21 protein-coding genes are annotated in these 24022 nt (G+C 69.4%); 14 read left to right on the top strand and 7 right to left on the bottom strand.

Translation table 11 applies throughout. The annotated features are described in order from the left end of the window. Nucleotides 1–57: 57 nt before the first annotated feature. On the top strand, nt 58–2112 hold the full coding sequence (gene fusA, locus LZ009_RS18160; protein WP_275699375.1) for an elongation factor G: 2055 nt from the start codon (nt 58–60) through the stop codon (nt 2110–2112). A gap of 7 nt (nt 2113–2119) precedes the next feature. On the opposite strand, the gene LZ009_RS18155 is transcribed toward fusA, so the two are convergent. The 4 genes from LZ009_RS18155 to LZ009_RS18140 all read right to left on the bottom strand — a co-directional run bounded on the left by LZ009_RS18155 (nt 2120) and on the right by LZ009_RS18140 (nt 6078). Next, nucleotides 2120–2443, bottom strand: coding sequence for a GIY-YIG nuclease family protein (locus LZ009_RS18155; RefSeq protein ID WP_275699374.1), 324 nt, complete (start codon nt 2441–2443; stop codon nt 2120–2122). 137 nt (nt 2444–2580) lie between these two features. Further along, the gene (locus tag LZ009_RS18150) at nt 2581–4449 is read right to left on the bottom strand and encodes a DUF6600 domain-containing protein (RefSeq protein ID WP_275699373.1); all 1869 of its coding nucleotides are present in this window, start codon (nt 4447–4449) and stop codon (nt 2581–2583) included. 136 nt (nt 4450–4585) lie between these two features. Further along, the gene (locus LZ009_RS18145) at nt 4586–5293 is read right to left on the bottom strand and encodes a GntR family transcriptional regulator (protein ID WP_275699372.1); all 708 of its coding nucleotides are present in this window, start codon (nt 5291–5293) and stop codon (nt 4586–4588) included. A 59-nt stretch (nt 5294–5352) separates the two neighbouring features. After that, nucleotides 5353–6078, bottom strand: coding sequence for a maleate cis-trans isomerase family protein (locus tag LZ009_RS18140; RefSeq protein ID WP_275699371.1), 726 nt, complete (start codon nt 6076–6078; stop codon nt 5353–5355). 296 nt (nt 6079–6374) lie between these two features. On the opposite strand from LZ009_RS18140, the gene hydA reads away from it, so the two are divergent. The 13 genes from hydA (at nt 6375) to LZ009_RS18075 (ending at nt 20239) form a co-directional block, all read left to right on the top strand. After that, the gene (gene hydA, locus LZ009_RS18135; RefSeq protein ID WP_275699370.1) at nt 6375–7790 is read left to right on the top strand and encodes a dihydropyrimidinase; all 1416 of its coding nucleotides are present in this window, start codon (nt 6375–6377) and stop codon (nt 7788–7790) included. Further along, the gene (locus LZ009_RS18130; RefSeq protein WP_275699369.1) at nt 7790–8542 is read left to right on the top strand and encodes an aspartate/glutamate racemase family protein; all 753 of its coding nucleotides are present in this window, start codon (nt 7790–7792) and stop codon (nt 8540–8542) included. The genes hydA and LZ009_RS18130 overlap by 1 nt, the downstream gene beginning before the upstream one ends. A gap of 25 nt (nt 8543–8567) precedes the next feature. Further along, on the top strand, nt 8568–9899 hold the full coding sequence (locus LZ009_RS18125; RefSeq protein WP_430300390.1) for an MFS transporter: 1332 nt from the start codon (nt 8568–8570) through the stop codon (nt 9897–9899). 20 nt (nt 9900–9919) lie between these two features. After that, a complete protein-coding gene (locus tag LZ009_RS18120) occupies nt 9920–10579 on the top strand; it encodes a TRAP transporter small permease subunit (RefSeq protein ID WP_275699368.1) in 660 nt (219 codons plus the stop codon). Continuing rightward, a complete protein-coding gene (locus LZ009_RS18115; RefSeq protein ID WP_275699367.1) occupies nt 10576–11883 on the top strand; it encodes a TRAP transporter large permease in 1308 nt (435 codons plus the stop codon). Before LZ009_RS18120 ends, LZ009_RS18115 begins: the two co-directional genes overlap by 4 nt. Nucleotides 11884–11888: 5 nt before the next feature. Continuing rightward, nucleotides 11889–12923 carry a TRAP transporter substrate-binding protein gene (locus LZ009_RS18110; RefSeq protein ID WP_275699366.1) on the top strand — a complete coding sequence of 345 codons (1035 nt, stop codon included), beginning with the start codon at nt 11889–11891 and terminating at the stop codon, nt 12921–12923. A 24-nt stretch (nt 12924–12947) separates the two neighbouring features. Beyond that, nucleotides 12948–13985 carry a TRAP transporter substrate-binding protein gene (locus LZ009_RS18105; protein WP_275699365.1) on the top strand — a complete coding sequence of 346 codons (1038 nt, stop codon included), beginning with the start codon at nt 12948–12950 and terminating at the stop codon, nt 13983–13985. Then, the gene (locus tag LZ009_RS18100; protein WP_275699364.1) at nt 13982–15382 is read left to right on the top strand and encodes an amidase; all 1401 of its coding nucleotides are present in this window, start codon (nt 13982–13984) and stop codon (nt 15380–15382) included. Before LZ009_RS18105 ends, LZ009_RS18100 begins: the two co-directional genes overlap by 4 nt. Nucleotides 15383–15497: 115 nt before the next feature. Further along, a complete protein-coding gene (locus LZ009_RS18095; protein WP_275699363.1) occupies nt 15498–16565 on the top strand; it encodes a Rossmann-fold NAD(P)-binding domain-containing protein in 1068 nt (355 codons plus the stop codon). Between the two features lie 30 nt (nt 16566–16595). After that, entirely contained in the window at nt 16596–17363 is a 768-nt protein-coding gene (locus LZ009_RS18090) for a fumarylacetoacetate hydrolase family protein (RefSeq protein ID WP_275699362.1), read from the top strand. A gap of 23 nt (nt 17364–17386) precedes the next feature. Then, on the top strand, nt 17387–18598 hold the full coding sequence (locus tag LZ009_RS18085; RefSeq protein WP_275699361.1) for an MFS transporter: 1212 nt from the start codon (nt 17387–17389) through the stop codon (nt 18596–18598). Further along, nucleotides 18595–19071, top strand: coding sequence for an FKBP-type peptidyl-prolyl cis-trans isomerase (locus tag LZ009_RS18080; RefSeq protein WP_275699360.1), 477 nt, complete (start codon nt 18595–18597; stop codon nt 19069–19071). The genes LZ009_RS18085 and LZ009_RS18080 overlap by 4 nt, the downstream gene beginning before the upstream one ends. Before the next feature lie 145 nt (nt 19072–19216). Beyond that, a complete protein-coding gene (locus tag LZ009_RS18075; protein ID WP_275699359.1) occupies nt 19217–20239 on the top strand; it encodes a pirin family protein in 1023 nt (340 codons plus the stop codon). 10 nt (nt 20240–20249) lie between these two features. On the opposite strand, the gene LZ009_RS18070 is transcribed toward LZ009_RS18075, so the two are convergent. From LZ009_RS18070 to gap, 3 genes are read right to left on the bottom strand one after another with little or no spacing between them, the layout of a single operon-like run. Further along, entirely contained in the window at nt 20250–21914 is a 1665-nt protein-coding gene (locus LZ009_RS18070) for a tetratricopeptide repeat protein (RefSeq protein ID WP_275699358.1), read from the bottom strand. Nucleotides 21915–21949: 35 nt separating this feature from the next. Then, nucleotides 21950–22954, bottom strand: coding sequence for an MBL fold metallo-hydrolase (locus LZ009_RS18065; RefSeq protein ID WP_275699357.1), 1005 nt, complete (start codon nt 22952–22954; stop codon nt 21950–21952). Between the two features lie 51 nt (nt 22955–23005). After that, the gene (gap, locus tag LZ009_RS18060) at nt 23006–24007 is read right to left on the bottom strand and encodes a type I glyceraldehyde-3-phosphate dehydrogenase (protein WP_275699356.1); all 1002 of its coding nucleotides are present in this window, start codon (nt 24005–24007) and stop codon (nt 23006–23008) included. Between the last annotated feature and the right edge of the window lie 15 nt (nt 24008–24022).

Below are 24022 nucleotides of genomic sequence, written 5' to 3'. Positions count from 1 at the left end.
GCGCGCGGCGCGCGGCAGGCGTAGGATGGATTCCCCCTGGAGTTGCTGGAGGGTCACGTGGCTACTCATCGCGACATCGCCGCCCGGCGGACTGTGGCCCTCGTCGGCCCCAGCACGGCGGGCAAGACCAGCCTGGCCGAAGCCTTGCTGTGGAAGGCCGGGGCGGTGGGCGCGCCCGGCAGCGTGGAAAAGGGTTCCACCGTTTCGGACTACGACCCGCTGGAGAAACGCACGCTGCGGTCCTTGAACACCAGCTTGCTGCACTTCGAGCACCGCGGCGTCACCACCCACCTCATCGACACCCCCGGCGCGCCGGACTTCCTGGGGCAATCGCTGCCCGCGCTGGAAGCGGTCGAGACCGCCGCCATCGTCATCAACGCCGCCGCGGGCATCGAGCCCATGGCCGTGCGCATGATGGAGTGGGCGAAGCAGCGTGAACGCGACCGCATCATCGTCGTCAACAAGATCGACGCCCAGGGCGCCAACCTGCAGGGGCTGGTCACCGCCATCCAGGAAGCCTTCGGCAAGGAATGCCTGCCGGTCAACCTGCCGTCGCAGAAGGGCGAGCGCGTGCTCGACTGCTTCTGGAAGATGAAGGACGAGGGCCCGCCGCCGGACTTCTCCTCGGTGGAGGCCGCGCATCGCGCGCTGGTGGAGCAGGTGGTCGAGGTCGACGCCGCCTTCGTCGAGCGCTACCTCAACGACGGCGACGTCGACCCGTCCGAGCTGCACGCGCCGCTCGAGCAGGCGCTGCGCGAAGGGCACCTGGTGCCGATCTGCTTCGTTTCCGCGCGCACCGGCGCGGGCGTGGAGGAGCTGCTGGACGTGATCGAGCGCCTGCTGCCCGATCCGACCGAAAGCAATCCGCCCGCGTTCCTGGAGGGCACGGGCCCGGACGCGAAGCCGATCCAGGCCGTGTCCGATCCGGACAAGCACGTGCTCGCGCATGTGTTCAAGGTGACGCAGGACCCGTATGTCGGCAAGATGGGCGTGCTGCGCGTGCACCAGGGCACGATCACGCGCGACAGCCAGCTCTACGTGGGCGACGGCCGGCGCCCTTTCAAGGTCGGCCACCTCTTCATGCTGCAGGGCAAGGAGCTGACGGAGGTGGCGAGGGCGGTGCCCGGGGACCTGTGCGCCGTGGCCAAGGTGGAAGACCTGCACTTCGACGCCGTGCTGCATGACGCGGCGGAAGACGCGTCCATCCACCTGAAGCCACTTGAGTTTCCCGTGCCCGTGCACGGCCTGGCGATCCAGCCCAAGCGGCGTGGCGACGAGCAGCGGCTGCACGACATCCTGCTGAAGCTGGTGAGCGAAGACCCGTGCCTGCGGGTGGAGCACGCGGCCAGCACCAACGAGACCGTGGTCTACGGCCTGGGCGAGTTGCACCTGCGCACCTTGCTCGATCGCCTGACCGAGGTGCACAACTGCCAGGTCGAAACGCGGCCGCCGCGCATCGCCTACCGCGAGACCATCACCGCGCCGGCGGAAGGCCACCATCGCCACAAGAAGCAGACCGGCGGCGCCGGCCAGTTCGGCGAAGTGTTCCTGCGCATCGAGCCCTTGCCGCGCGGCAGCGGCTTCCAGTTCGTCGACGAGGTGAAGGGCGGCGCCATTCCGCACAACTTCATGCCCGCCGTGGAAAAGGGCGTGCACCTCGCGATGGAGCAGGGCGTGATCGCCGGCTATCCGGTGGTGGACCTGAAGGTGGTCGTGTACGACGGCAAGCACCACACCGTCGACAGCAAGGAAATCGCCTTCATCCAGGCCGGCAAGAAGGCGCTGATGGCGGCGGTGCAGGCGGCACGCCCCTGCGTGCTGGAGCCCATCGTGAACGTCGAGATTTCCGCGCCCGAGAACAACATGGGCGACATCACGGGCGACCTCGCTTCACGGCGCGGGCAGGTGAGCGGCACGCAGGCGAGCTCCGCGGGGGCGCTGACTGTGCTGGCACAGGCGCCGTTATCCGAACTCGCGAGCTACCAGTCGCGCCTGAACTCATTGACCGGCGGCCAGGGCCGCTACACGCTGGCCTTCAGCCACTACGAGGCGGTACCACCGGCGGTGCAGACGCAGCTGGCGTCTCAGTACAAGGTCAAGGACGAGGGCTGATCTCCCGTCATCCCCGCGGAGGCGGGGACCCAGGGCTTCCGACGACTTCATCCCACAGGTCGCGCCATTCCGGATTGCGCTCCTCGATCAGCCGCAGCTTCCAGAGCCGGTTCCATTTCTTCAGCCGCTTCTCGCGAACGATGGCGTGCTCCATGTCGCCATGCAGCTCGTAGTAGACGAGGCGATGCACGCCGTATTGGCGAGTGAAGCCATCGACGACGTGCTCGCGATGCTGCCAGGCCCGTTGGACGAGCTGGCTGGTGACCCCGATGTAGAGCGTGCCGTTGCGGGCGCTGGCAAGGATGTAGACGGCGGGCTGCTTCGCGTCCATGGGTGGACTCTAGGACGCGCGCCGTTGAAAACTTGTGCGGTCCGCACGAATGCGGGAGCGCTGGATTCCCGCCTGCGCGGGAATGACAGCCCATCGTCACCCCCGCGCAGGCGGGGACCCAGGGCTTTGCAGCAAGGCTAGCCCCGCCCCCAGCCGCGCGCCCGTCCCGGACGCTCGTCGTTGTCGTCGCGTTGCTGCGGCTGTCCGCGCCCCTCACGCTGCTGCGCCTCCGGCGGCGCGACCTTCTGGTGCTGCCGCGGCGGTTCGGCGTTCGGCTGGCGGCCGACCAGGGGCTGCGGCTGCTGGCGCTGCACCGCTTCCTGCGCCTGCCGCACCGGGTCCTGCTGCTGGCGCTGGCGCGACGCCTCCCACTGCTGCTGGCGCGCCTGGTGGTCCGCCTCACGCTGCAAGCGCTCCTGCTGGTAACGCTGCAAGGCCTGCTCGCGCACAGCGCGCTCCTGCTCCCACTGCGGCGGCCGCGGCTGCTCCTGCTGGCGGATGAAACGCGGCTCGGCCTGCTGCGGCTGCTGCTGGATCAGGCGCGGCTGCACTTGCTGCACCGGCTGCACCTGGCGCACTTGCGGGGCCTGCTGCACCGGCGCCACCTGTTCGGTGCGCTGCACCTCGCGCTGCTGGCGGCTGCCCCAGAAGCGGCTGGGCAAGGGCAGCTGCGCGCCGGCCGGCGGCTGCGCGCGCAGGCGCTGCAGCGGAGCCGGCAGCTCGCGCACGCGGCGCTCCGGCCGCGGCGGGGCCACGCCGACCTGGGCCTGGCCGATCACGCCCTGTGGCAGCGGCTGCCAGCGATCGCGCACCGGGCGGCCCGGGCGGAAGTCCTCGACCCGCACCGCCGTCACCGCATTGGCGCGATGGCGGTAGACGTGGTTCTCGTAGTTGCGCGGATAGGCGCTCAGGTTGATGTTGAAGTTGGCGTGGTTCACGTAGCGCGTGCTGGTGCGGTAGGCCGGCCACCAGGCTTCGCCCGGGCCCAGCGGATACCAGCCGGTGAAGCGCGTGGAGCCACCACCGCCGAGGAACACCACCAGCGCGGGCGAATAGACCGGACGCGCGACCATGCGGCCCGGCACCCAGGCCCAGCGCGAGCCGATCTGCGCCCAGCGTCCGTAGTGGAAGGGCGCGAAGCCCCAGGGCGCGTCGTCCACCCAGGTCCAGCCCCAGGGCTGCACCCAGGTCCACTGGCCATAGCGATAGGGCGCCCAGTCGGCCACCGTCGTCTGCGGATACCAGACTTCGCCATAGGTCGGGTCCTGGCCCCAGGTGCCATGGGCATCGAGCTGCGAATACCCGACCACGCCGCGTGGCACGTGGCGCGCCGCCGCCGACAGGTCCTCGGCCCGGTTGCGCTCGCCCGCCCACTGGCTGAAGGCGTCACCCTGGAAGGCCGGATCCTGCACCTGCGCCAGGTAGCGGCCGGCGAACGTCGCCTGCTGGCCCGCGCCCAGGTGGATGGCATCGCCGCCCTCGCCGAACACCGTCACCACGCCGCTTTGCACCACCACGCGGGTGCGGCGGCCGTCGTCGCTGACGTCGACGCGGTAGTCCCCCGGCTGCGAAGCGCGCAGCGCCAGGTTGGGCGTGTCGATCTCGAAGTTCTCGCCCTGGGCCAGCTCGCGCACGCGGGCATTCAGCGTGCCTTGCAGCAGGATGAACTGCGCGCCGCGGTCGTCGAGCGCGCTGATGCCGAAGTGGCTTTCCTCGCCGAGGTGCAGCGTCGCCGCGCCCAGTTGCACTTCGGCGCGCGAGGCGCTGTCGGTCCACAGGCGGTCGCCGGTGGTGAGCGGCCGGTTCGCCGGCAGTTCGGTCCACTCTTCGTCACCGGCAGGCGCGAACACGAGGCTGCCCTCGCGCCAGCTGAGCGCGGCGACGCGGCCCGGCGGGTCGGCGTCGGCCTGCGCCTGGGCAAACACGCTGCTGGCCGTCCAGAGCAGCAGGAGCGCAGCCAGCCAGGGGAGGCTGCGCCAAAGACGGCGGGAAGTGGCTGATTGCATGGCTCGCATGTGGCGGGACTTCATTGCCCCTCAACGCGAGAGCCTGAACCTCCGCCGTAAAGCCAGCGTAAATTGGGCAACGACTGCCCCTTCGGGCAAGCTCGTGCGTGACTTTTTAACGCCGGTTGGCCGGCGCTCAGGACTTGAAGATCGCTTCCAGGTCCACTTCGCCGTTGCTGTTTTCCAGCTGCAGGCTGCCTTCGATGTGGTCCAGGTGGGCGAGCATCAGCTTCTCGGCGCGGGCGCGGTCCTTCTTGGCCACGGCGTCGATGATCAGCCCGTGCTCGTCGTGCCGGCAGCTCTGGGCCGTGGGCGCGTCGTACAGGAAGATGGTCAGGCAGGTCAGCATGCACAGCTCGCGCATGCTGCGCGAGAGCGCCGAGTTGCCCGCCAGTTCGGCCGCCAGCGTGTGGAACTCGCCCGAAAGCCGGATCACCGCGCGCTTGTCGTTGCGGCGGCGCGCGTCTTCCTCCAGCTCCGCGTGCTGGCGCAGCCGGTTGATCTTCTCGGTGGTCAGCGTGTCGATCAGCCGCTTCAGCACCGCCGGCTCGATCAGGCGGCGCGCCTCGAACACGTCGCGGGCCTGCTCGGTGGTCGGCTTGGCGACGTAGGCGCCGCGCTGCGGATAGAGCTCCACGATCTGCTCGTGCGCGAGCCGCGCCAGCACCTCGCGCACGCGCGCCCGGCTGACGCCGAAGATGTCGGCCATGCGCTCCTCGCCCAGCTTGGTGCCGGGATGCAGGCGGTGCTCCAGGATGGCGATGTAGATCTTCTCGTAGATCTCGTCGACGCTCTTCTCGCGCTCGGCGCGGGCAGGAGACGTCTTGCGCGCGGTGGCGGGCATGGAATCCGTATGGTCGTGGTCGGCGGCCATTCTATCGGCGGCCCCGCCGCGCTGCGGCCTCAGCTCCATTGGAACAGCTCCCCCCAGCCGGTGATGGCGGCCGGCGATGCACCTGATGCGCGCACCATGCCCCACACCGTGGTGCTGACCGTGTCCAGCAGCGGGATGCCGAGCGTGCTTTCGACTTCCTGCGCGAGCGGCGCGGCGCGCAGGTTGGTGCAGAAGGTGGTGATGGCCTGCGGGCTGGCTTTCGCCACCTCCCCCATCAGCTCGCGCAAGGTCGCGGGCGACACGGCGGCAAAGTCGTGGTTCACGCGGATGCCCAGGTGGCGTTCGGCCACCACCTCGATCCCGAGCTTCGCGTAGTTGGCGACGATGCGGTCCTGCACGTCCTGGGTGTAGGGAGTGACCAGCGCCAGCCGCTTCACGGCCTTGATCGCCAGCAATTCGTTGAGCGCCAGCACCGCGGTGGTGGCGACGATGCCGGTGCGCTCGCGGATGCGTTCGCACAGCGCGCGATCGCGCTCGAAGCCGAGCCAGCCGGACGAGGTGCCGCTCCAGCCGATCACGTCCACCTTGGCGTCGGCCAGCAGTTCGGCGGCGGCCAGGATCTTGCTGTCGTCGAACTGGCCGAGCGCGGCGTCGCTCAGTGCGATCTCGGTCACCGTGAAGCGCGAGAAGTGCGCGCTGGTGCCGGGCAGGGCGGCGGCCAGGGCGCTGGTGAGCGGCTCGAGGGCGGTGTTGGAAGAGGGGGTCAGCACCCCCAGGCGCAAGGGACGGGTCATGGCTGGGCTCCTGGCATGGAACGCAGTATGGGCGATGGGCGGGTTTTCATTCCACGCGTTTTGGTTGAAATTGTCGACATCAGTGTAAACACCAAGCCCGCGTCAGCTTTCCGTCAACCATAGTTCCCAGCACTGACAGCCGCCTTCCAGCGGGCCGATCGTGGCCCGGAAGTTGCTGACGCTGTCCCCTGTCACCATGCTCCAGCCCCGCCCGCTCCCGAAACTGCATCCCCAGAGATTGTCGACACCATTGTCTGCACTCAATTGGATTCCTGGCCGCACTCCGCTGGTGCACCATGCCTGATCTGGACCTGATCATCCGCAACGCCCGGGTCGCGACCGCCAGCGACACCTTCCACTGCGACATCGGCATCCGCGCCGGCCGCATTGCCTTGCTGGGCGAGGGCCTGCCGGCCGGCTTGCGTGAAATCGACGCTGCCGGCCGCACCGTGACGCCCGGCGGCGTCGACGCCCACTGCCACCTCGACCAGCCGATGGAAGGCCCGGCGAAGATGGCCGACGACTTCCTCAGCGGCACCCGCAGTGCGGCCTGCGGCGGCACCACCACGGTCATCCCGTTCGCCGCGCAGGCCAAGGGCGAGTCGCTGGCGGCCGCGGTGCAGGACTACCACGGCCGCGCCGAAGGCAAGGCCAGCGTCGACTACGCCTTCCACCTGATCGTGAGCGACCCCACGCCGGCGGTGCTGACGCAGGAGTTGCCGGCGCTCATCGCCCAGGGCTACACCTCGTTCAAGGTCTACATGACCTACGACGACCTCAAGCTCGATGACGGCCAGATGCTGGACGTGCTCGACGTCGCCCGCCAGCACGGCGCGCTGGCGATGATCCATGCCGAGAACGCCGACTGCATCGAGTGGCTGACCAAGCGGCTGGAAGCAGCCGGCCGCACCGCGCCCCGCTGGCACGCGCATGCGCGCCCGATGCTGGTGGAGCGCGAAGCGACGCACCGCGCGATCTCGCTGTCGCAACTGGTCGACGTACCGATCCTGATCGTCCACGTGTCGGGCCGCGAAGCCATCGAGCAGATCCGCTGGGCCCGCAGCCACGGCCTGTCGGTGTTCGCCGAGACCTGCCCGCAATACCTGTTCCTGACCGCCGAAGACCTCGGCATCGACGACAGCTACCACGGCGCCCGCTGCATCTGCAGCCCGCCGCCCAGGGACAAGGCCAACCAGCAGGTGATCTGGGACGGCCTCGCCGACGGCCTGTTCACCGTCTTCTCGTCCGACCACGCGCCTTTCACCTACGAGGGCAGCGACGGCAAGAAGCCGGGCGGCGAGGAAGTCGCCTTCCGCCACATCCCCAACGGCATTCCCGGCCTGGAGACGCGCCTGTCGCTGCTCTATTCCGAAGGGGTGCTGGGCGGCCGCATCACGCTGCAGAAGTTCGTCGAACTCACGTCCACCAATCCGGCCAAGGCCTATGGCCTGCACCCGCGCAAGGGCACCATCGCCGTCGGGGGCGACGCCGACCTGGTGGTCTGGGACGAGCGCGACTTCACCCTGCGCAACGGCCAGCTGCACCACGCGGTGGACTACACGCCTTACGAAGGCATGCGGCTGAAGGCCTGGCCGGCACTCACGCTGCTGCGCGGCGAAACGGTCTGGGATGGCCAGTCCTTCACCGGCAAGGCCGGCCGCGGCAAGTTCCTGCCTTGCGGCACGCCGACCCTGCTGCCGCGGAGAAGCTGATGCGCCTGCTGCTGATCAACCCCAACATCTCCGACAGCGTCAGCGACCTGATCCGCGCGGAGGCGCAGCGCAGTGCGTCGCCGGGCACCGAGATCGAGGTGCTGACCGCGCCCTTCGGCGTCGCCTACATCGAGACCCGCTTCGAGGCGCTGCTCGGCGCCTATGCCGCCGCGCAGCTCGCCGCCGAACACCATGCGCGCTTCGACGCCGTGGTGGTGGCCGCCTTCGGCGACCCCGGCCTCACCGGCCTGCGCGAGGCGCTGCCGGTTCCGGTCACCGGCCTGACCGAAGCGGCGCTGGCCAGCGCGCACCTGCTGGGCAACCGCATCTCCGTCATCGCGATCTCGCAGCGCATCCAGGCCTGGTACCGCGAGGTCATCACGAGCTACGGCTTCGCCGGCCGGCTGGCCAGCATCCGCGCGCTCGACCGCCCGCTCTCGGCCATCGGCGGCGTGCAGGAAGAACATGCGGCGGCGCTGCAGGCGCTGGCCGAACGCGCCGTTGCCGAAGACGGCGCCGAGGTGATCGTGCTCGCGGGCGCGCCGCTGGCCGGCCTGGCCCGCACGCTCAAGGGCCGGCTGCCGGTGCCGGTGGTCGACGGCGTCTCCAGCGCCGTGCGCCACGCCGAGACGCTGGCCGCGCTGCAGCCCGGCCAGGCCTTGCAAGGCAGCTTCTCGCCGCCGCCCGTCAAACCCAATCGCGGACTTTCGCCCGCCCTCCAGGCGTTGCTGGATCGCAATGCCCTTCGATAAGACCCACACCAGGAGACCCGTTCCCATGAAAGCCATCGTCCACGGCGCGGCCAGCACCGACGCCCCCGCCGCCACAGGCACCGCGGCCAGCGCCCCGAGCAAGGTGCGCTGGAAGATCTTCCTGATGATGCTGATGCTCATCTCGATCAACTACATCGACCGCGCCTCGCTGTCGGTCGCCATGCCGCTGATCGCCAAGGAGTTCGACATGAGCCCCGCGGTGCAGGGCCTGCTGCTCTCGTCCTTCTTCTGGACCTACGCCTTCATGCAGATCCCCGGCGGCATGCTGGCCGACAAGTACGGCCCGCGCTCCGTCATCGCCGGCGCCACCCTGGGCTGGGGCTTCTTCCAGGCGATCGCCGCGGCGTGCACCGGCTGGGTGAGCCTGCTGTTCACGCGCCTGGGCCTGGGCGCCACCGAGGCGCCGATCTATCCGGCCGGCGGCAAGCTCAATGCGATCTGGATGACGCAGAACGAGCGCGGCCGCGGCGCGACGCTGCTCGATGGCGGCGCACCGCTCGGCGCGGCGCTGGGCGCGCTGATCATCGCCGGCCTCATCAGCCACTTCGAATCCTGGCGCATGTCCTTCGTGGTCGCCGGCGTCGGCACCATGGTCGCGGGCTTCTTCGCCTGGTGGTACATCCGCAACCACCCGCGCCAGCATCCTTCGGTGAACGAGGCCGAGGCGAGCTACATCGAGGCCGCGCACGCCGCCGACCTGGCGGCCGAGCCGGCCAATGCCAGCGGCAAGGTGCTGGACTTCTTCAAGTACCGCTCCACCTGGGGCATGTTCTTCGGCTGGATGTGCTTCAACGCGTTGTTCTACGGCCTGCTGACCTGGATGCCCACCTACCTGTCCAAGGTGCACGGCCTGGACATCAAGCAGATGGGCGGCGCCGTCTTCATCATGTTCTTCTCCGGCTTCGTCGGCGAGATGGTCGGCGGCTGGATCGCGGACAAGTGGAAGGCGGCCGGCGCCTCGCAGGCCAAGGTGCTGCGCACCCTGTTCGGCGTCGCTTCGGTGATCGCCACCGTCGCCATCTACAACGTGGCGCGCTTCAAGGACCCGGTGACGGTGGTCGTGCTGCTGTCGGTCACCCTGTTCTTCCTGCGCTGGTGCGGCCTGTTCTGGTGCATCCCGTCCATCCTGGGCACGCGCAACCGCGTCGGCTTCCTGGGCGGGACGATGAACCTGGGCGGCAACTGCGCCGGCATCGGCGTGCCGATCCTGGTCGGCGTGATCGTCCAGGCCACCGGTTCCTACGACCTGGCCCTGACGCTGTTCGCCGCCGCCGGCGCCGGCCTGTTCGTCTGTTCCACCCTGCTGATCGACTACAGCAAGAAGCTGCCGGTCTGAACCCGACAAGGAGCCGCGCCATGAAAACCCTGCTGCCCCCCGGACGCACCAGCCGCGCCCTGGCCGCCGCCACCGACACCGCCGCGCTCGCCTGCGGCTGGTGGCTGATCGCCCTCAGCGTCTTCACCTGCATCGAGATGCTGGGGCGCAAGGTGTTCGGCTTCAGCCTGCAGGGCGTCGACGAGATCGGCTCCTATACCTACGCCATCGTCGGCAGCATCGGCTTCGCCCACACGCTGGTGAGCCGCAGCCACACCCGGGTGGACTTCCTGCTGTCGCGGTTCCCGACGCGGATGCGCTCGGTGCTGAACCTGTCGGCCATCCTGTCGCTCACGGCGCTGGCCGCCCTGTGCGGCTGGCGCGCGCTGCACGTGATGCTGGAGAGCATCGACCTGCGCGCCACCGCCTCGACGCCGCTGGCCACGCCGATGTGGATGCCGCAGGCGATCTGGCTGGCGGGCTACGCGCTGTTCGCGGCGGTTTCGCTGTGGGCCGCTTTCTACGCGCTGCGCCTGTTCGTGCGTGGCGACCACGCCAAGGTCAACGACATCTTCGGCCCGCAGACGCTGGACGAGGAGATCGAGGCCGAGACCGAACTGCACCTGCACACCGAAGAAACCCCGGCGGCCCCGCCGGCGGCCGTCGCCATCGAAGAACCCCGCCTGGGAGTGCAAGCATGATCAGCCCGTTCGAAATCCTCATCGGCCTCTTCCTGATGCTGGGGCTGATGTTCTTCGGCATCCACGTGGCCACCACGATGCTGGTCGTCGGCCTGCTGGGCGCCGTCATCCACTTCGGCCTGCCCGCGTTCAACGCGCTGGGCGAGCAGCTGTGGGCCGCGGGCGAGGACTACCTGCTGCTCTCGATCCCGCTCTACATCCTGCTGGGCGAGATCCTGATGCGCGGCGGCGCCACCGACAAGATGTACCAGTCGCTGGCCGACTGGCTCAAGCGCCTGCCGGGCGGCCTGCTGCACACCAACATCGGCGCCTCCGCGCTGTTCTCCGCGGTGTCGGGTTCGTCGGTGGCGACCGCGGCGACCATTTCCACGGTGGCGCTGCCCGCCTTCAAGAACCGCGGCTACGACCAGCGCATGGTGCTGGGCTCCATCGCCGCCGGCGCCAGCCTGGGCAACCTGATCCCGCCGGGCGTGGCCTTCATCGTCTACGGCTCGATGACCAACACCTCGGCTTCGCGCCTGTACATGGCGGGCATCCTGCCGGGCGCGATCATGACGGTGCTGTTCCTGCTGACGATCCTCGCCGTCTGCGTGTGGCGTCCCGACATGGCGGGCAAGGCCGAAAGCAGCGTGAGCTGGAGCCAGCGCCTGAAGCACTCGGTGCACCTGGGCGGCCCGCTGCTGGTGTTCGGCGTCGTGATGGGCGGCATCTACACGGGCTGGGCCACCGTGACCGAGAGCGCCGCGCTGGGCGTGATCGTCTGCCTGCCGATCGCGTGGGCCTACGGCAAGCTGAACGTGAAGATGCTGCACGAGTGCTTCCGCTCGACGCTGCGCCTGACGGCGATGACGGCGCTGATCCTGGTCGCCGCGCTCTACCTGAACTTCGTGCTGTCGATGCTGGGCGTGCCGCAGTCGCTGGCCACCTTGATCAAGTCGCTCGATGTTTCTCCGCTGCTGCTGCTGTGGGTGCTGGCGGTCATGTACGTGGTCCTCGGCGTCGCGCTCGAGACCATGCCGATGATGGTCGGCACGCTGCCGGTGGTGTTCCCCATCATCCAGGCCGCCGGCATCGACCCGGTGTTCTTCGGCGTCTTCATGGTGCTGATGTGCGAGCTGTCGCTGCTCAGCCCGCCGATCGGCATGACGCTCTACGTGATCCAGGGCGTACGCGGCGAAGGCTCGATCAACGAGGTGTTCCAGGGAACGCTGCCCTTCCTCGTCGCCATGATCGCCATGACCGCGATCCTCATCCACTTCCCCGCCATCGCCACCTACCTGCCCAACCTGATGTTCGGACACTGACCGCCATGAAACTCCCGCACCTCCTCTCCATCGCGGCGCTCGCGCTCGGCGCCTGCGCCGTGCAGGCGCAGCCGGTCAAGCTCCGCGTCGCCGGCAACTTCGTCGCCGCCGGCCTGCTGCAGCAGCAGAAGGAACAGCCCTTCTTCGACAACTTCGCCAAGGTGGCGGGCCTGCCGGTGGAGATCGACTACAAGCCGATGGACGTGGTCGGCGTGAAGGACGTCGATGCGCTGCGCGTGATCAAGTCCGGCCTGTTCGACATCGTCGCGCTGCGCCTGGCCCAGGCCTCGCGCGACGACCCCACGCTGCTGGGGCCCGACATCGTCGGCCTCTCGACCGACTACGACACCGCGCGCAAGGTGTGGGACGCCTGGCGCGGCCCGCTCGACCAGCGCCTGCAGGAACGCCACGGCGCCAGGTTGCTGGCTGTGTATCCCTTCGGGCCGCAGATCCTGTTCTGCAAGGGCGCCTTCACCAGCCTGGCCGACATGAAGGGCAAGAAGGTGCGCGTGAGCGACCAGGTGCTGGCCAAGTTCATGGAGAAGATCGGCGCCATCCCGGTGACGCTGGCCTTCGGCGAGACGCAGCAGGCGCTGGAGCGCGGCGTGACCGACTGCGCCATCACCGGCCCCAGCTCCGCCAACAGCGCGGGCTGGCCCGAGGTGACCACGCACGTGATGCCGCTGGGCTTCCAGGTGCACCAGGTCGCCTTCGCGATCAACCTCGCCAAGTGGCAGACGCTGTCGGCCGACCAGCAGGCGAAGGTGGCCGCCGCCTTCCAGAAGTTCGAGGCCGAGGCCTGGGCCTACTCGCGCGAGCTGTGGGAGGACGCCGCGCGCTGCAACGTCGGCCGCGAATGCCGCATCGGCAAGAAGTTCGCGATGAAGGAAGTCGCGCCCACCGCCGCCGACCGCCAGCTCGTCGCCGACGCCGTGCGCACCGTTTCCTATCCGCTCTGGGCCGCGTCCTGCGACAAGGTCTACGACAAGTGTTCCGCCGCCTGGAAGCAGGCCATCGGCCCGATGGTCGGCCTCAAGTAATCCCCCCACGAAAGGACTCCCGCCATGAAACTCGTCAACCTCGCACTGGCTGCCGCACTCGCCTTCGGCGGCGCGGCGGCCCAGGCCGACAACCTGAAGCTGCGCGCCGCCGGCAACCTGGTGGCCACCGGCCTGATCCAGCAGACCAAGGAGCAGCCCTTCTTCGAGAACTTCGCCAAGAACACCGGCACGCCCATCGACGTCGACTACAAGCCGATGGACGTGCTGGGCGTGAAGGACGCCGACGGCCTGCGGGTGCTGAAGTCCGGGCTGTTCGACATCGTCACGCTGCGCCTGGCGCAGGTGTCGCGCGACGAGCCCTTCTTCCTGGGACCCGACATCGTCGGCCTGTCGACCGACTACGACACCGCGCGCAAGGTCGTCGACGCCTACCGCGACGTCTTCGACAAGCGCCTGCAGGAGCGCTACAACGGCAAGCTCCTGGGCATCTACCCGTTCGGCCCGCAGGTGCTGTTCTGCAAGACGGCGATCGGCGGCCTGGCCGACCTGAAGGGCAAGAAGGTGCGCGTGTACGACGCCTCGCTCGCCAAGTTCATCGAGAAGATGGGTGGCATCCCCGTGACCATCTCCTTCGGCGAGACCCAGCAGGCCCTGGAGCGCGGCGTGACCGACTGCGCCATCACCGGCCCCAGCTCCGCCAACTCCGCCGGCTGGCCCGAGGTCACCACGCACTTCATGCCGATCGGCTTCCAGAGCGCGCTGAACGCCTACGCGATCAACCTCGACAAGTGGAACAAGCTGCCGGCCGACCAGAAGGCGAAGATCACCGAGGCTTTCAAGAAGTACGAAGCCGAGGTCTGGGCCTACTCGAAGGACCTGTTCGACGACGCGGTGCGCTGCAACGTGGGCAAGGACCCGTGCAAGACGGTCAAGAAGTTCGCGATGAAGGACGTGGCCGTGAAGCCCGGCGACACCAAGCTGATCCAGGACGCGCTGGTCAACGTCTCGCTGCCCACCTGGAGCGAGCAGTGCGACAAGTCCTATGACAAGTGCTCGGCCACCTGGAAGGCGGTGGTGGGCCCCGTCATCGGCCTGAAGTGAGTTCCCGGTCCTGGCAGCTGCCGGCCACCGAGCTGGCGCGTCGCTACCGCGACGGCAGCCTCACGCCGCTGGCGGTCGCCCATGACTGCCTTGCGCGGCTGGAGGCGGTGAATCCGCGGCTGAACGCGGTGATCGCGCGGCGCGACCCCGCTTTCCTCGCGGAGGCGCAAGCCTCCAGCGAGCGCCATGCGCGCGGCGCGCCGCTGTCGCCCCTGGACGGGATCCCGCTGACGGTGAAGGACAGCCTCTACACGGTGGACCTGCCGACCACCTGGGGCTGCCCGGCGCTGCGTGAGCACCGCACCGGCCAGGACGAACTGGCGGTGGCGCGGGCCCGCGCGGCCGGCGCCTTGATCGTCGGCAAGACCAACGTGCCGGAGTTCGCGCTGGAGGGCTACACGGCCAACCCGATCTTCGGCGTGACGCGCAATCCCTGGAACCTCGCGCTCACGCCGGGCGGTTCCACCGGCGGCGGCGTGGCGGCAGTGGCCGCCGGCATCGGGCCGCTCGCGATCGGGCAGGACGGCGGCGGCTCGATCCGCCGGCCGGCCTCGCACACCGGGCTGGTCGGGCTGAAGCCGTCGCTGTCGGCGGTGCCGCGCGAGCACGTGCTGCCTTCGCTGCTGCTGGACTTCGAAGTGATCGGCCCGCTGGCGCGCACGGTGGCCGACGTGCGGCTGCTGTTCGAGATCATGCGCGGGCCGGCGGACGTGGACCGGTCATCCCTGGCCGCAGCGCACGCGCGCGCAACGCCCGCACGGCGGCCCTTGCGCATCCTCTACGTCGAGCGCTTCGGCGACGCCCCGCTCGATCCGCAGATCGCGGCCAGCGTCGGCGCCGCCGTCGATGCGCTGGCCGCCCTCGGCCACCAGGTCACGCGCGGCCCGCTGCCGCTGGACCTCGACTTCTTCAGCGCCGCCTGGCCGCAGATCGGCCAGGTCGGCCTGGCGCGCCTGTTCGACCACGCGCCGCTGTGGGAGGCATCCGCTTCGCCCAAGTACCGCGAGATGGCGGACCAGGGCAAGCGCGTTCCCGCCAGCCGCCTCTGGGACATCCTCGAGCGCGTGAAGCAGCTGCGCCGCGACGCCACCGCGCTGTTCGAACGCATCGACGTGATCGTGCTGCCTTCCGCCGCGGCCCTGCCGTGGAAAGCGGAGGACGCCTTCCCCGCGCGCATCGACGGCCATGAAGTCGGGCCGCGCGGCCACGCCGTCTACACCGGCTGGGTCAACGCCGCGGGCCTGCCGGGACTGGCGCTGCCCTGCGCGCCCTCGCGCGAAGGGCTGCCGATCGGCATGCAGCTGGTGGGCCGCTACGGCGCCGACGACGTGCTGCTGGACCTGGGGGAAGCCTTCGAGCAGGCGCAGCCCTGGGCCCAGCGCTGGCCGGCGCCCTGACGTGCTGCGCTGCAGCGAGTCCATCCCTTTCAGGCAAAACGGTTTCGACTTGGCATGCTAACGATCGCGGCGTAGGCTGGCGGCGGTTGTATCCAGAACAAGCAAGGAGACGAACGTGAGCAAGATCCTGATCCTGGGGGCCTCCTACGGCTCCCTCCTGGCTTCCAAGCTGCTCTTCGCCGGCCACGAGGTCAAGCTCGTGTGCCTGCCGGCCGAGGCCGATTTGATCAACAGCGAGGGCTTTCGCGTGCGCATGCCGGTGCGCGGGCGCGCCGAGCAGGTGGTGATCGATTCGCGGCAACTGCCCGGCAAGGTGTCGGCCGCCGGCACGAGCGACGTGAACCCGGCCGACTACGACCTGGTCGGCCTGGCGATGCAGGAGCCGCAGTACCGCTCGCCCGGCGTGCGCGAACTGCTCGCCGCGGTGGCCAGGTCGAAGGTGCCGTGCATGTCGATCATGAACATGCCGCCGCTGCCTTACCTGAAGCGCATTCCCGGCCTGGACACCGATGCGCTCAAGCCCGCCTTCACCGACGCCTCCGTGTGGGACGCCTTCGACCACCGGCTGGTCACGCTGTGCAGCCCCGACCCGCAAGCCGTGCGCCCGCCCGACGAGAAGGTCAACGTGCTGCAGGTCACGCTGCCCACCAACTTCAAGGTGGCGCGCTTCGACAACGCGCGGCATACCGAGCTGTTGCGCCAGCTCGAACGCGACGTAGACGCCGTGCGCTTTCCCGCGCCCGAGGGCCCGCTCGAGTTGCCCGTGAAGCTCCGTGTGTCGGACTCCATCTTCGTGCCGCTGGCGAAGTGGTCGATGCTGCTGGCGGGCAACTACCGCTGCATCACGGCCGACGGCATGCGCACGGCGCAGGAAGCCGTGCACACGAACATCGCCGAATCGCGCTCGGTCTACGACTTCGTCTACGACATCTGCCTGCGCCTGGGCGCGCGCGACGAGGACCTGGTGCCGTTCGAGAAATACGCGGCGGCGGCGCAAAGCCTGACGCGACCGGCGTCGGCGGCGCGCGCGCTGCAGAACGGCATGACCCACATCGAGCGCGCCGACAAGCTGGTGCAGCTGGTCGCGCGCCAGCTGGGCCTGCGGCATCCGGTGATCGACGGCATCGTCGACCTGGTCGACACCCGCCTGTACGCCAACCGGCAGAAAGCCGCGACCAAGTAGCATTGCACCTGCACACACAGGAGCAAGAGCATGGAAGGTCCCGAATCGGTCGCCCGCGCGATCGTGCAGGCGCGCGCGCAGCAAAGGCCCGTGGCAGGGGCGCCGCTGGCGCAAGCCCTGGCCACGCCCGAAGACGCCTACTGGGCGCAGGAGCTGGCGGCACGCGAAGGCGGCTGGTCCGAGGACGGCGTGCCGCGCCACTGGAAGTCGGGCGGGCCTTCGCGCGAGGGCGCGCTGACCCACGCGCCGCTGCCCGCGGGCGGCATCTGGATGAGCCCCGCCGATGCGCGCGGTTTCCACTTCAATGCGCGCCTGATCGAGGCCGAGGTGGCCTTGCGTCTGGCGCGCGAGGTGACGCCGGACGCCGCGGAATCCATGGCGCCGGAGCAGGCCCCGGCCTGGGTCGAGTCGATGTGCGTGTCGATCGAAGTGGTGGATTCGCGCTGGGCGGAAGGCGCCCGGGCGGCGCCCGCGCTGCTCAAGCTGGCCGACCTGCAATCGCACGGCGCGCTGGTGCTGGGCGGCTGGGTGCCCTTCCAGCAGCGCGACTGGTCGCAGCAGCAGTGCGTGGTGACCATCGGCAAGGGCCTGCCGCAGACCTTCCGCGGCACCCATTCGCTCGCCGACCCGACCTGGCTGCTGCCCACCTGGCTGCGCCACGTCACGCGCTTCGGCGCCACCGTTCCCGCCGGCACCATCGTGACCACCGGCACCTGGTGCGGCATGCTGGTCGCCGAGGTCGGCGACAAGGTGAAAGCCGTGTTCGAGGGCATCGGCGAGGCGGAAGTGCAGCTCTGACCGCGCCGCGCTCCCCCTGGCTGATGCTGCTGGTGCTGATCACCGGCTTCGCGCTCAGCCAGGCTTTCCGCACCGTGGCGGCGATCATGGCGCCGCCGCTGCAGCAGGCTTTCGCGCTCACGCCGCAACAGCTGGGCCTGTTCGCCGGCGCCTTCCATTTCAGCTTCGGCGCGCTGCAGCTCTTCATGGGCATGGGCATTGACGTCTACGGCCCGCGCCGCACCGTGCTGGCGGTGTTCCCGCTGGCCATCGCGGGCGCGCTCGTCACGGCGAGCGCGCAGAGCTACGCCGGACTGATCGCCGGCCAGGTGCTCACCGGCATCGGCTGCGCGCCGGCCTTCCTGGTCTGCACCGTCTTCATCGCGCGCAGTTTTCCGGCCGAGCGCTTCTCGACCGTCAACGGCGCGGCGCTCGGCATCGGCTCGGTCGGGCTGCTGATGACCGGCACGCCGCTCGCCTGGATCATCGAGCACTCCTCCTGGCGCGCCGGCTTCGTCACGCTCGCGGCCTGCGCCGCGGTGGCGTGGCTGTGCATCCTGCTGCTGGTGCGCGAACGGCCGGCGGCGGACGAGCACCGGCAGGCCAACGTCCTGCAGGCCTTGCGCGGCTACGGCGAGTTGTTCCGGCTGCCGCACACGCGCGGCATCATCGCGCTGGCCGTCTTCACCTACGCGTCCTTCCTCTCGCTGCGCGGCCTGTGGCTGGGCCCGCTGCTGATCGAGCGGCACGGCTTCTCGCTGGTGGGCACGGGCAACGTCGCGCTGGCCGTGTCCCTGGTGGGCATGGCCGGGCCGCCGCTGTTCGGCCGGCTGGACCCGGGCGACCGCGAGCGGCGCGGCTGGATCACCGGGTTCACGCTGCTGTGCGCCCTGGTGTTCGCCGCGATGGCGCTCGATCTCGGCGCCTTCGTCGACATCGCGGGCGCGCTGGCGATCGGCCTGCTGTCCGGCTTCATCGTCTGGCAGTACGCCGACGTGCGCGCGGCCTATCCGGCGCGGATGACCGGACGCGCCATGGCCGTGTTCACCATGGCGATGTTCCTCGGCGTCGCGCTGATGCAGTGGCTCACGGGGCTGGCCGCGTCGGCCGCGGTCACGCTGAAGGTCGAGCCGTACGGCGCGGTGCTGGCGGCGATCTTCGGTTTCCTGGTCATCGCCGCGGTCGCCTTCCAGCGCCTGCCGCAACCGCCCTCCGCCGGCAAGGCCGCGGACGACCCGGCACAATCGGCGGCATGAAGATCACCAAAGACACCGTCGTCACCCTGCAGTACAAGGTCGCCGATGCCAACGGCAAGCTGATCGAGCAGAGCAAGGACCCCATGGTCTACCTGCACGGCGGCTACGACAACACCCTGCCCAAGATCGAGGAAGCGCTGGAAGGCCAGGAGGCCGGCTTCGAAACCACGCTGGCGCTGCAGCCCGCGGACGCCTTCGGCGAGCGCGACGAGGCGCTGGTGCGCGTCATCCCCAAGTCGGAATTCCCGCCGGGCGTGAAGGTCGGCGGCCAGCTCGAAGGCCGCACCGACGACGGCACGCCGCATGTGTTCCACGTCATGAAGATCAAGGGTCCGGAAGTGCACCTCGATGGCAACCACCCGCTCGCCGGCAAAGCCCTGCGCTTCACGATCAAGGTCACCGGCGTGCGCATGGCCAGCGGCGAAGAAATCCAGCACCGCCACGTCCACGGCGAGCACGGCCACCATCATTGATGCCTCCATGCGCTTGTCATTGCGGGCTTGACCCGCAATCCATCTCCAGCGGCTGGCCCGCCCACCGGCGATGGATCCCGGGTCAAGCCCGGGACGACAAGCCGGCGGGTTGAAAGCGCGCGGCCACGGCCGCATCTGGGAAGACATGTCCACTTCGCCCGTCCTCGCCGTCCGGCCGCTCGGCTTCCCCTGGGAAACCGCCGACCCTTTCCTCTTCTGCGCCTACCATGACGACGCCTATCCCAAGGGCAACGGCAAGATGGGGCCTGCGGTGCCGCTGGCCGGGCGCGACATCGGGCAGGACTTCAGCCGCAAGGACGGCTGGAGCATGTACCACGGCGATTCGGTGCCGGGCTTTCCCGCGCACCCGCACCGCGGCTTCGAGACCGTCACCATCGTCCGCAAGGGCTTGATCGACCACAGCGACTCGCTGGGCGCCACCGCGCGCTTCGGCGGCGGCGACGTGCAGTGGGTCACCGCCGGCAAGGGCATCGTGCACTCGGAGATGTTCCCGCTGCTGAAGGAAGACCAGGACAACCCGCTGGAGCTGTTCCAGATCTGGCTGAACCTGCCGAAGCGCAGCAAGATGGCCGAGCCGCACTTCACGATGCTCTGGAACGAGCAGGTGCCGCGCCGCGTGCTCGCCGATGCCGAAGGCCGCAAGACCGAAGTCGCCGTGATCGCCGGGCAGTTCGGCGACGTCGCGCCGCTGGCGCCGCCGCCCGATTCCTGGGCCGCGCAGGACGAAAGCGGCGTCGCCATCTGGACGCTGCGCATGGAAGCGGGCGCCGCCATGCAGCTCCCTGCCGCGCCGCTGGCCGGCACGCAGCGCACGCTCTACTTCTTCAAGGGCGCCGCGGCCAACGTCGGCGGCCAGCCGGTGCAAGGCCCGGTGGCGATCACGCTCGAAGCCGACGTGATCGTGCCCATCGTCGCGGGCGACACGGTGTGCGAGTTCCTGCTGCTGCAGGGCCGCCCGATCGGCGAGCCGGTGGCGCAGTACGGCCCCTTCGTGATGAACACGCAGCAGGAAATCGCGCAGGCCATGCAGGACTACCGCCGCACGCAGTTCGGCGGCTGGAAGTTCGGCGACGCGGCACCGGTGCACGGCACCGAGCCGAAGCGGTTCGCGAAGTATCCGGACGGGCGCGAGGAAGTGCCGGCCTAGCCGGCGGCGCTCAGATCCGTCCGGCCTTCGGGTCGAGCAGCTGCAACAGCTTGGCGTCGCCCTCGTTGCGCGCGTAATCGAGCGCCGTGGTGCCCTGGTAGCGCAGCTTGGCGTAGTCGATCCCCGCGCCCTGCATCAACCGGATGCCATCCAGGTTGCGCGCAAGCACCGGGATCAGCGCCGCGGGCATCTTCTCGGGGCCGACCAGCGCCTGCGGGCTGGCGCCCAGGCGCAGCAGCCGGCGCGCGGTGGCGATCTCGCCGTTGCGCAGCGCGTAGGCCAGCGCGTCGAACTGCTGCTCGTCCTGCATGTCCAGCTTTTCGCCGGCCTGCAGCAGCTGGCGGGCGACCGGCAGCGCCTTGTCGCTCGAAGCCAGCGAATAGAACAGCGTGGGGCTCACCGGCTCGAAGGCCCGCGCCTGCCGCAAGGCATCGGCGCGCCCGGGCTCCTTCCCCTGGCTCCAGGTCACGTACTGCGCCAACGCCTGGACGAGACGCCGCCGTGCTTCGTTGCACCGCGGGGAGGGGGTCTCGCGCATGACCTGCAAGGCGCCGGCCGCATCCGCGCGTTGCAGCGCGAGGAAGCTGGCGTGGTCGACGGCGAAGCAGCCTTCGCCGGCGTAGTCCTGCGACCGCTGCTTGAGGAGCGCTTCGATGCCGTCGAAGTCGCCCTTCTGCTCCAGCAGGCGCAGCAGGTTCCAGTACGCATGGCGCCTGGCGTTGTCGTAGGTGTCGCGCGTCGGGGGACGCGTCACCGCCTCGCGGTATTTCTGGATCGAGGCATCGGTCTTGCCCTGCATCGCCAGCACCTCCCCCCAGTTGGCCCAGAGCCAGAGGTTGGGGCCGTCGACCGCGGCCGATTCCTTGAATACCGCTTCGGACTCCTTGTGGCGGCCCTGGTGCGCATAGACGTAACCCAGCAGGATCTTGGCGTTCCGGCTGTCCGGCCGGATCTGCAGCGCCGACTGCAGCAGCGCCTCGGACTGCCGCAGGCCGGTGGGGTTCCACTGGGTCTTCATGGCGACGCGCGCCAGTTCGACGTAGGCGGCATCGGCCTGCGGCCGGCGATCCACCAGGGTCTGCAGCAGGCTGCGCGCCCTTTGCAGCTGGCCGCCGTTGTTGGTGTCGATCAGGTCGACGGCCTTCTGCACGATCGCATCCTCCTTGCCGGCGGCCAGGGCCTGGTCGACTTCCACCTGCAGCGGGTCGGGCCACTGGATTCGATGGTCCACGGCCACCTTGGCAATCGGCGGCGCCGGTGCCACGTCGAGCTGCCCGAACACCTTCTGGGTGATGTACATCTCGTGCACGTTGGGATTGAAGACCTCCCGCGTGAAGCTGTGGATGCCCGGCTGGGCGCTGCGGCCGCCGACTTGCCAGTCGATCGGCGCTCCGCCCGGGCTCGCGCCGGCGACCACCTGGAAGATGCGCACCATCGCGTTCTTCGGCTCGCCCGTGTAGGCGTAATCCACCGTGGCCATCCAGCGGCCATCGGGCGCCTGCACCACGGAAACCTTGGAGATGCCGTTGGCCGCCGGCAGCGGGCCGGTGGACACGACGACGGGCGTCGTGTTCGGGGCCGGGTAGTAGAGCGCCTCCGCATAAGGCCGGACGGCATATGCGCCGAGCAACAACAACAGGATGGCCATCAGCACGACGGGCCGTTTGGACGACATGGGCTCCCTCTCCTCTTCTTGTGGGCCCGCCGACTTTACCTGCGGGTGCCGCCGCGGCTCGCAGGCTCCAGGCAGCGCGCGCCATTGCCGTCATTCGCGCGCAACAGGTCCACGTATTCCTCCGCCATTTCCCGCGCGCGGCCGTCGTCCGCCGGCTCGGGCGCGCGCAGTTCCGCCGTGGCCTCCAGCCACCGGGCTGCGCACCGCGCATTCGGCGCGCTGGACGCGGCGCACGCGGTGTACGCGGCAAACGCCTTGCGGTAGATGCCGAACTGCGCGCGGTCCATGGGCGCACCGTGGCCCGGGACCAGGGTGACGAAGGGCGTGGCCTCGACTTGCGCCAGCGCGTCGTGCCAGCCTTGCACGCAGGCCGTGTCCAGGAAAGGCACCGGCAAGGTCACGAGGTCGCCGGCCGCGACGATGCGGCTTGCCGGCGCGTAGAGCCACACATCCGTTTCGGTGGCCGCATGCGGCGCGAAGTGCGACGCGAGCTCCACGCCGTCCAGGCGCCGCGTCTCCGTTCGCGTCACCGGAAAGTCCGGCCGCAGCGCTTCCGGCTGCTCGCGCGTCACGATGTCGCCACGCACGTCGGGAACCATCGCTGCCGGAATCCGGCCGGCCGCGATGCTGGCCTCCGAGCGCTCGCGTGCATCCGGCCAGACCTCGCGGATCATGCGTTCCATCGCCAGCCCGGTGTGCACCTGCGCCTGCGGATAGGCCGCGCGGATCGGCGCGTTGCCGCTCACGTGGTCCAGGTGCCAGTGGCTGTTGACGATGTCGGTGATGCGGCGATCGTGCGAACGCGCGAAGTCCAGGATCGCTTGCGCGTGCCAGGCGTGGCGGCCGGTGTCCATCACGACGAGGCCGGTCGCGCCTTCGAAGAGGACGGTGTTGCCATCCGGCAGTCGGCCTTCGGGGAAGGTGCCCGGCAGCAGCCAGGTGCCCGGGGCGAGCAGCTGCGGCCGGGGCGGAGGCGGGTCGGCCGCCAGAACGGAAACGGCGGCCACCAGGGCCGCCGCGAACGTCACGAGCAAGCGCATCGCGCCTGTCCTGGGTCCCCGCCTACGCGGGGATGACGAAGGATCCCTTCGTCACTTCTTGGCCACGACCCGGACCATCTCCAGGCACTTGTTCGAGTAGCCCCACTCGTTGTCGTACCAGCTCACCAGCTTGACGAAGGTGCCGTCCAGCGCGATGCCGGCGTCGGCGTCGAAGATCGAGGTGCGGGTGTCGCCGCGGAAGTCGGTCGCCACGACCTTGTCTTCCGTGTAGCCCAGGATGCCCTTCAGCGCGCCTTCGCTCTGCGACTTCATCTCCGCGCAGATCTCGGCGTAGGTCGCCGGCTTCACCAGTTCGCAGGTCAGGTCGACCACCGACACGTCGGAGGTCGGCACGCGGAAGGACATGCCGGTCAGCTTCTTGTTCAGCTCGGGGATCACCACGCCCACCGCCTTGGCCGCGCCGGTGGAGGAGGGGATGATGTTTTCCAGGATGCCGCGGCCGCCGCGCCAGTCCTTGTTGGACGGGCCGTCGACGGTCTTCTGCGTCGCGGTGGCGGCGTGCACCGTGGTCATCAGGCCGCGCTTGATGCCCCACTTGTCGTTCAGCACCTTGGCCAGCGGGGCCAGGCAGTTGGTGGTGCAGGACGCGTTGGAGATGATCGCCTCGCCCTGGTACTTCTTGTCGTTCACGCCGAACACGAACATGGGCGTGTCGTCCTTCGACGGCGCCGACAGGATGACCTTCTTGGCGCCGGCGTCGATGTGCTTCTGGCCGCCTTCCTTGGTCAGGAAGATGCCGGTGGACTCGATCACGACTTCCGCGCCGATCTCGCCCCACTTCAGGTTGGCGGGATCCTTCTCCTGGGTCAGGCGGATCTTCTTGCCGTTGACGACCAGCGTGCTGCCGTCGACGGCGATCTTGCCCTCGAAGCGGCCGTGCACCGAGTCGTACTGCAGCATGTACGCCAGGTAGTCCGGCTCCAGCAGGTCGTTGATGCCGACGATCTCGATGTCGGAAAAGTTCTGCACGGCGGAACGCAGCACGTTGCGGCCGATGCGGCCGAAGCCGTTGATGCCTACCTTGATGGTCATGGAAACTCCTTGGAC

The sequence above is a fragment of the Ramlibacter paludis genome (assembly GCF_022012305.1).
Taxonomy (GTDB): Bacteria; Pseudomonadota; Gammaproteobacteria; order Burkholderiales; family Burkholderiaceae_C; genus Ramlibacter; species Ramlibacter paludis.
Note: the sequence above shows the minus strand (reverse complement) of the source record. Positions and strands in the feature narration are given on the sequence as shown.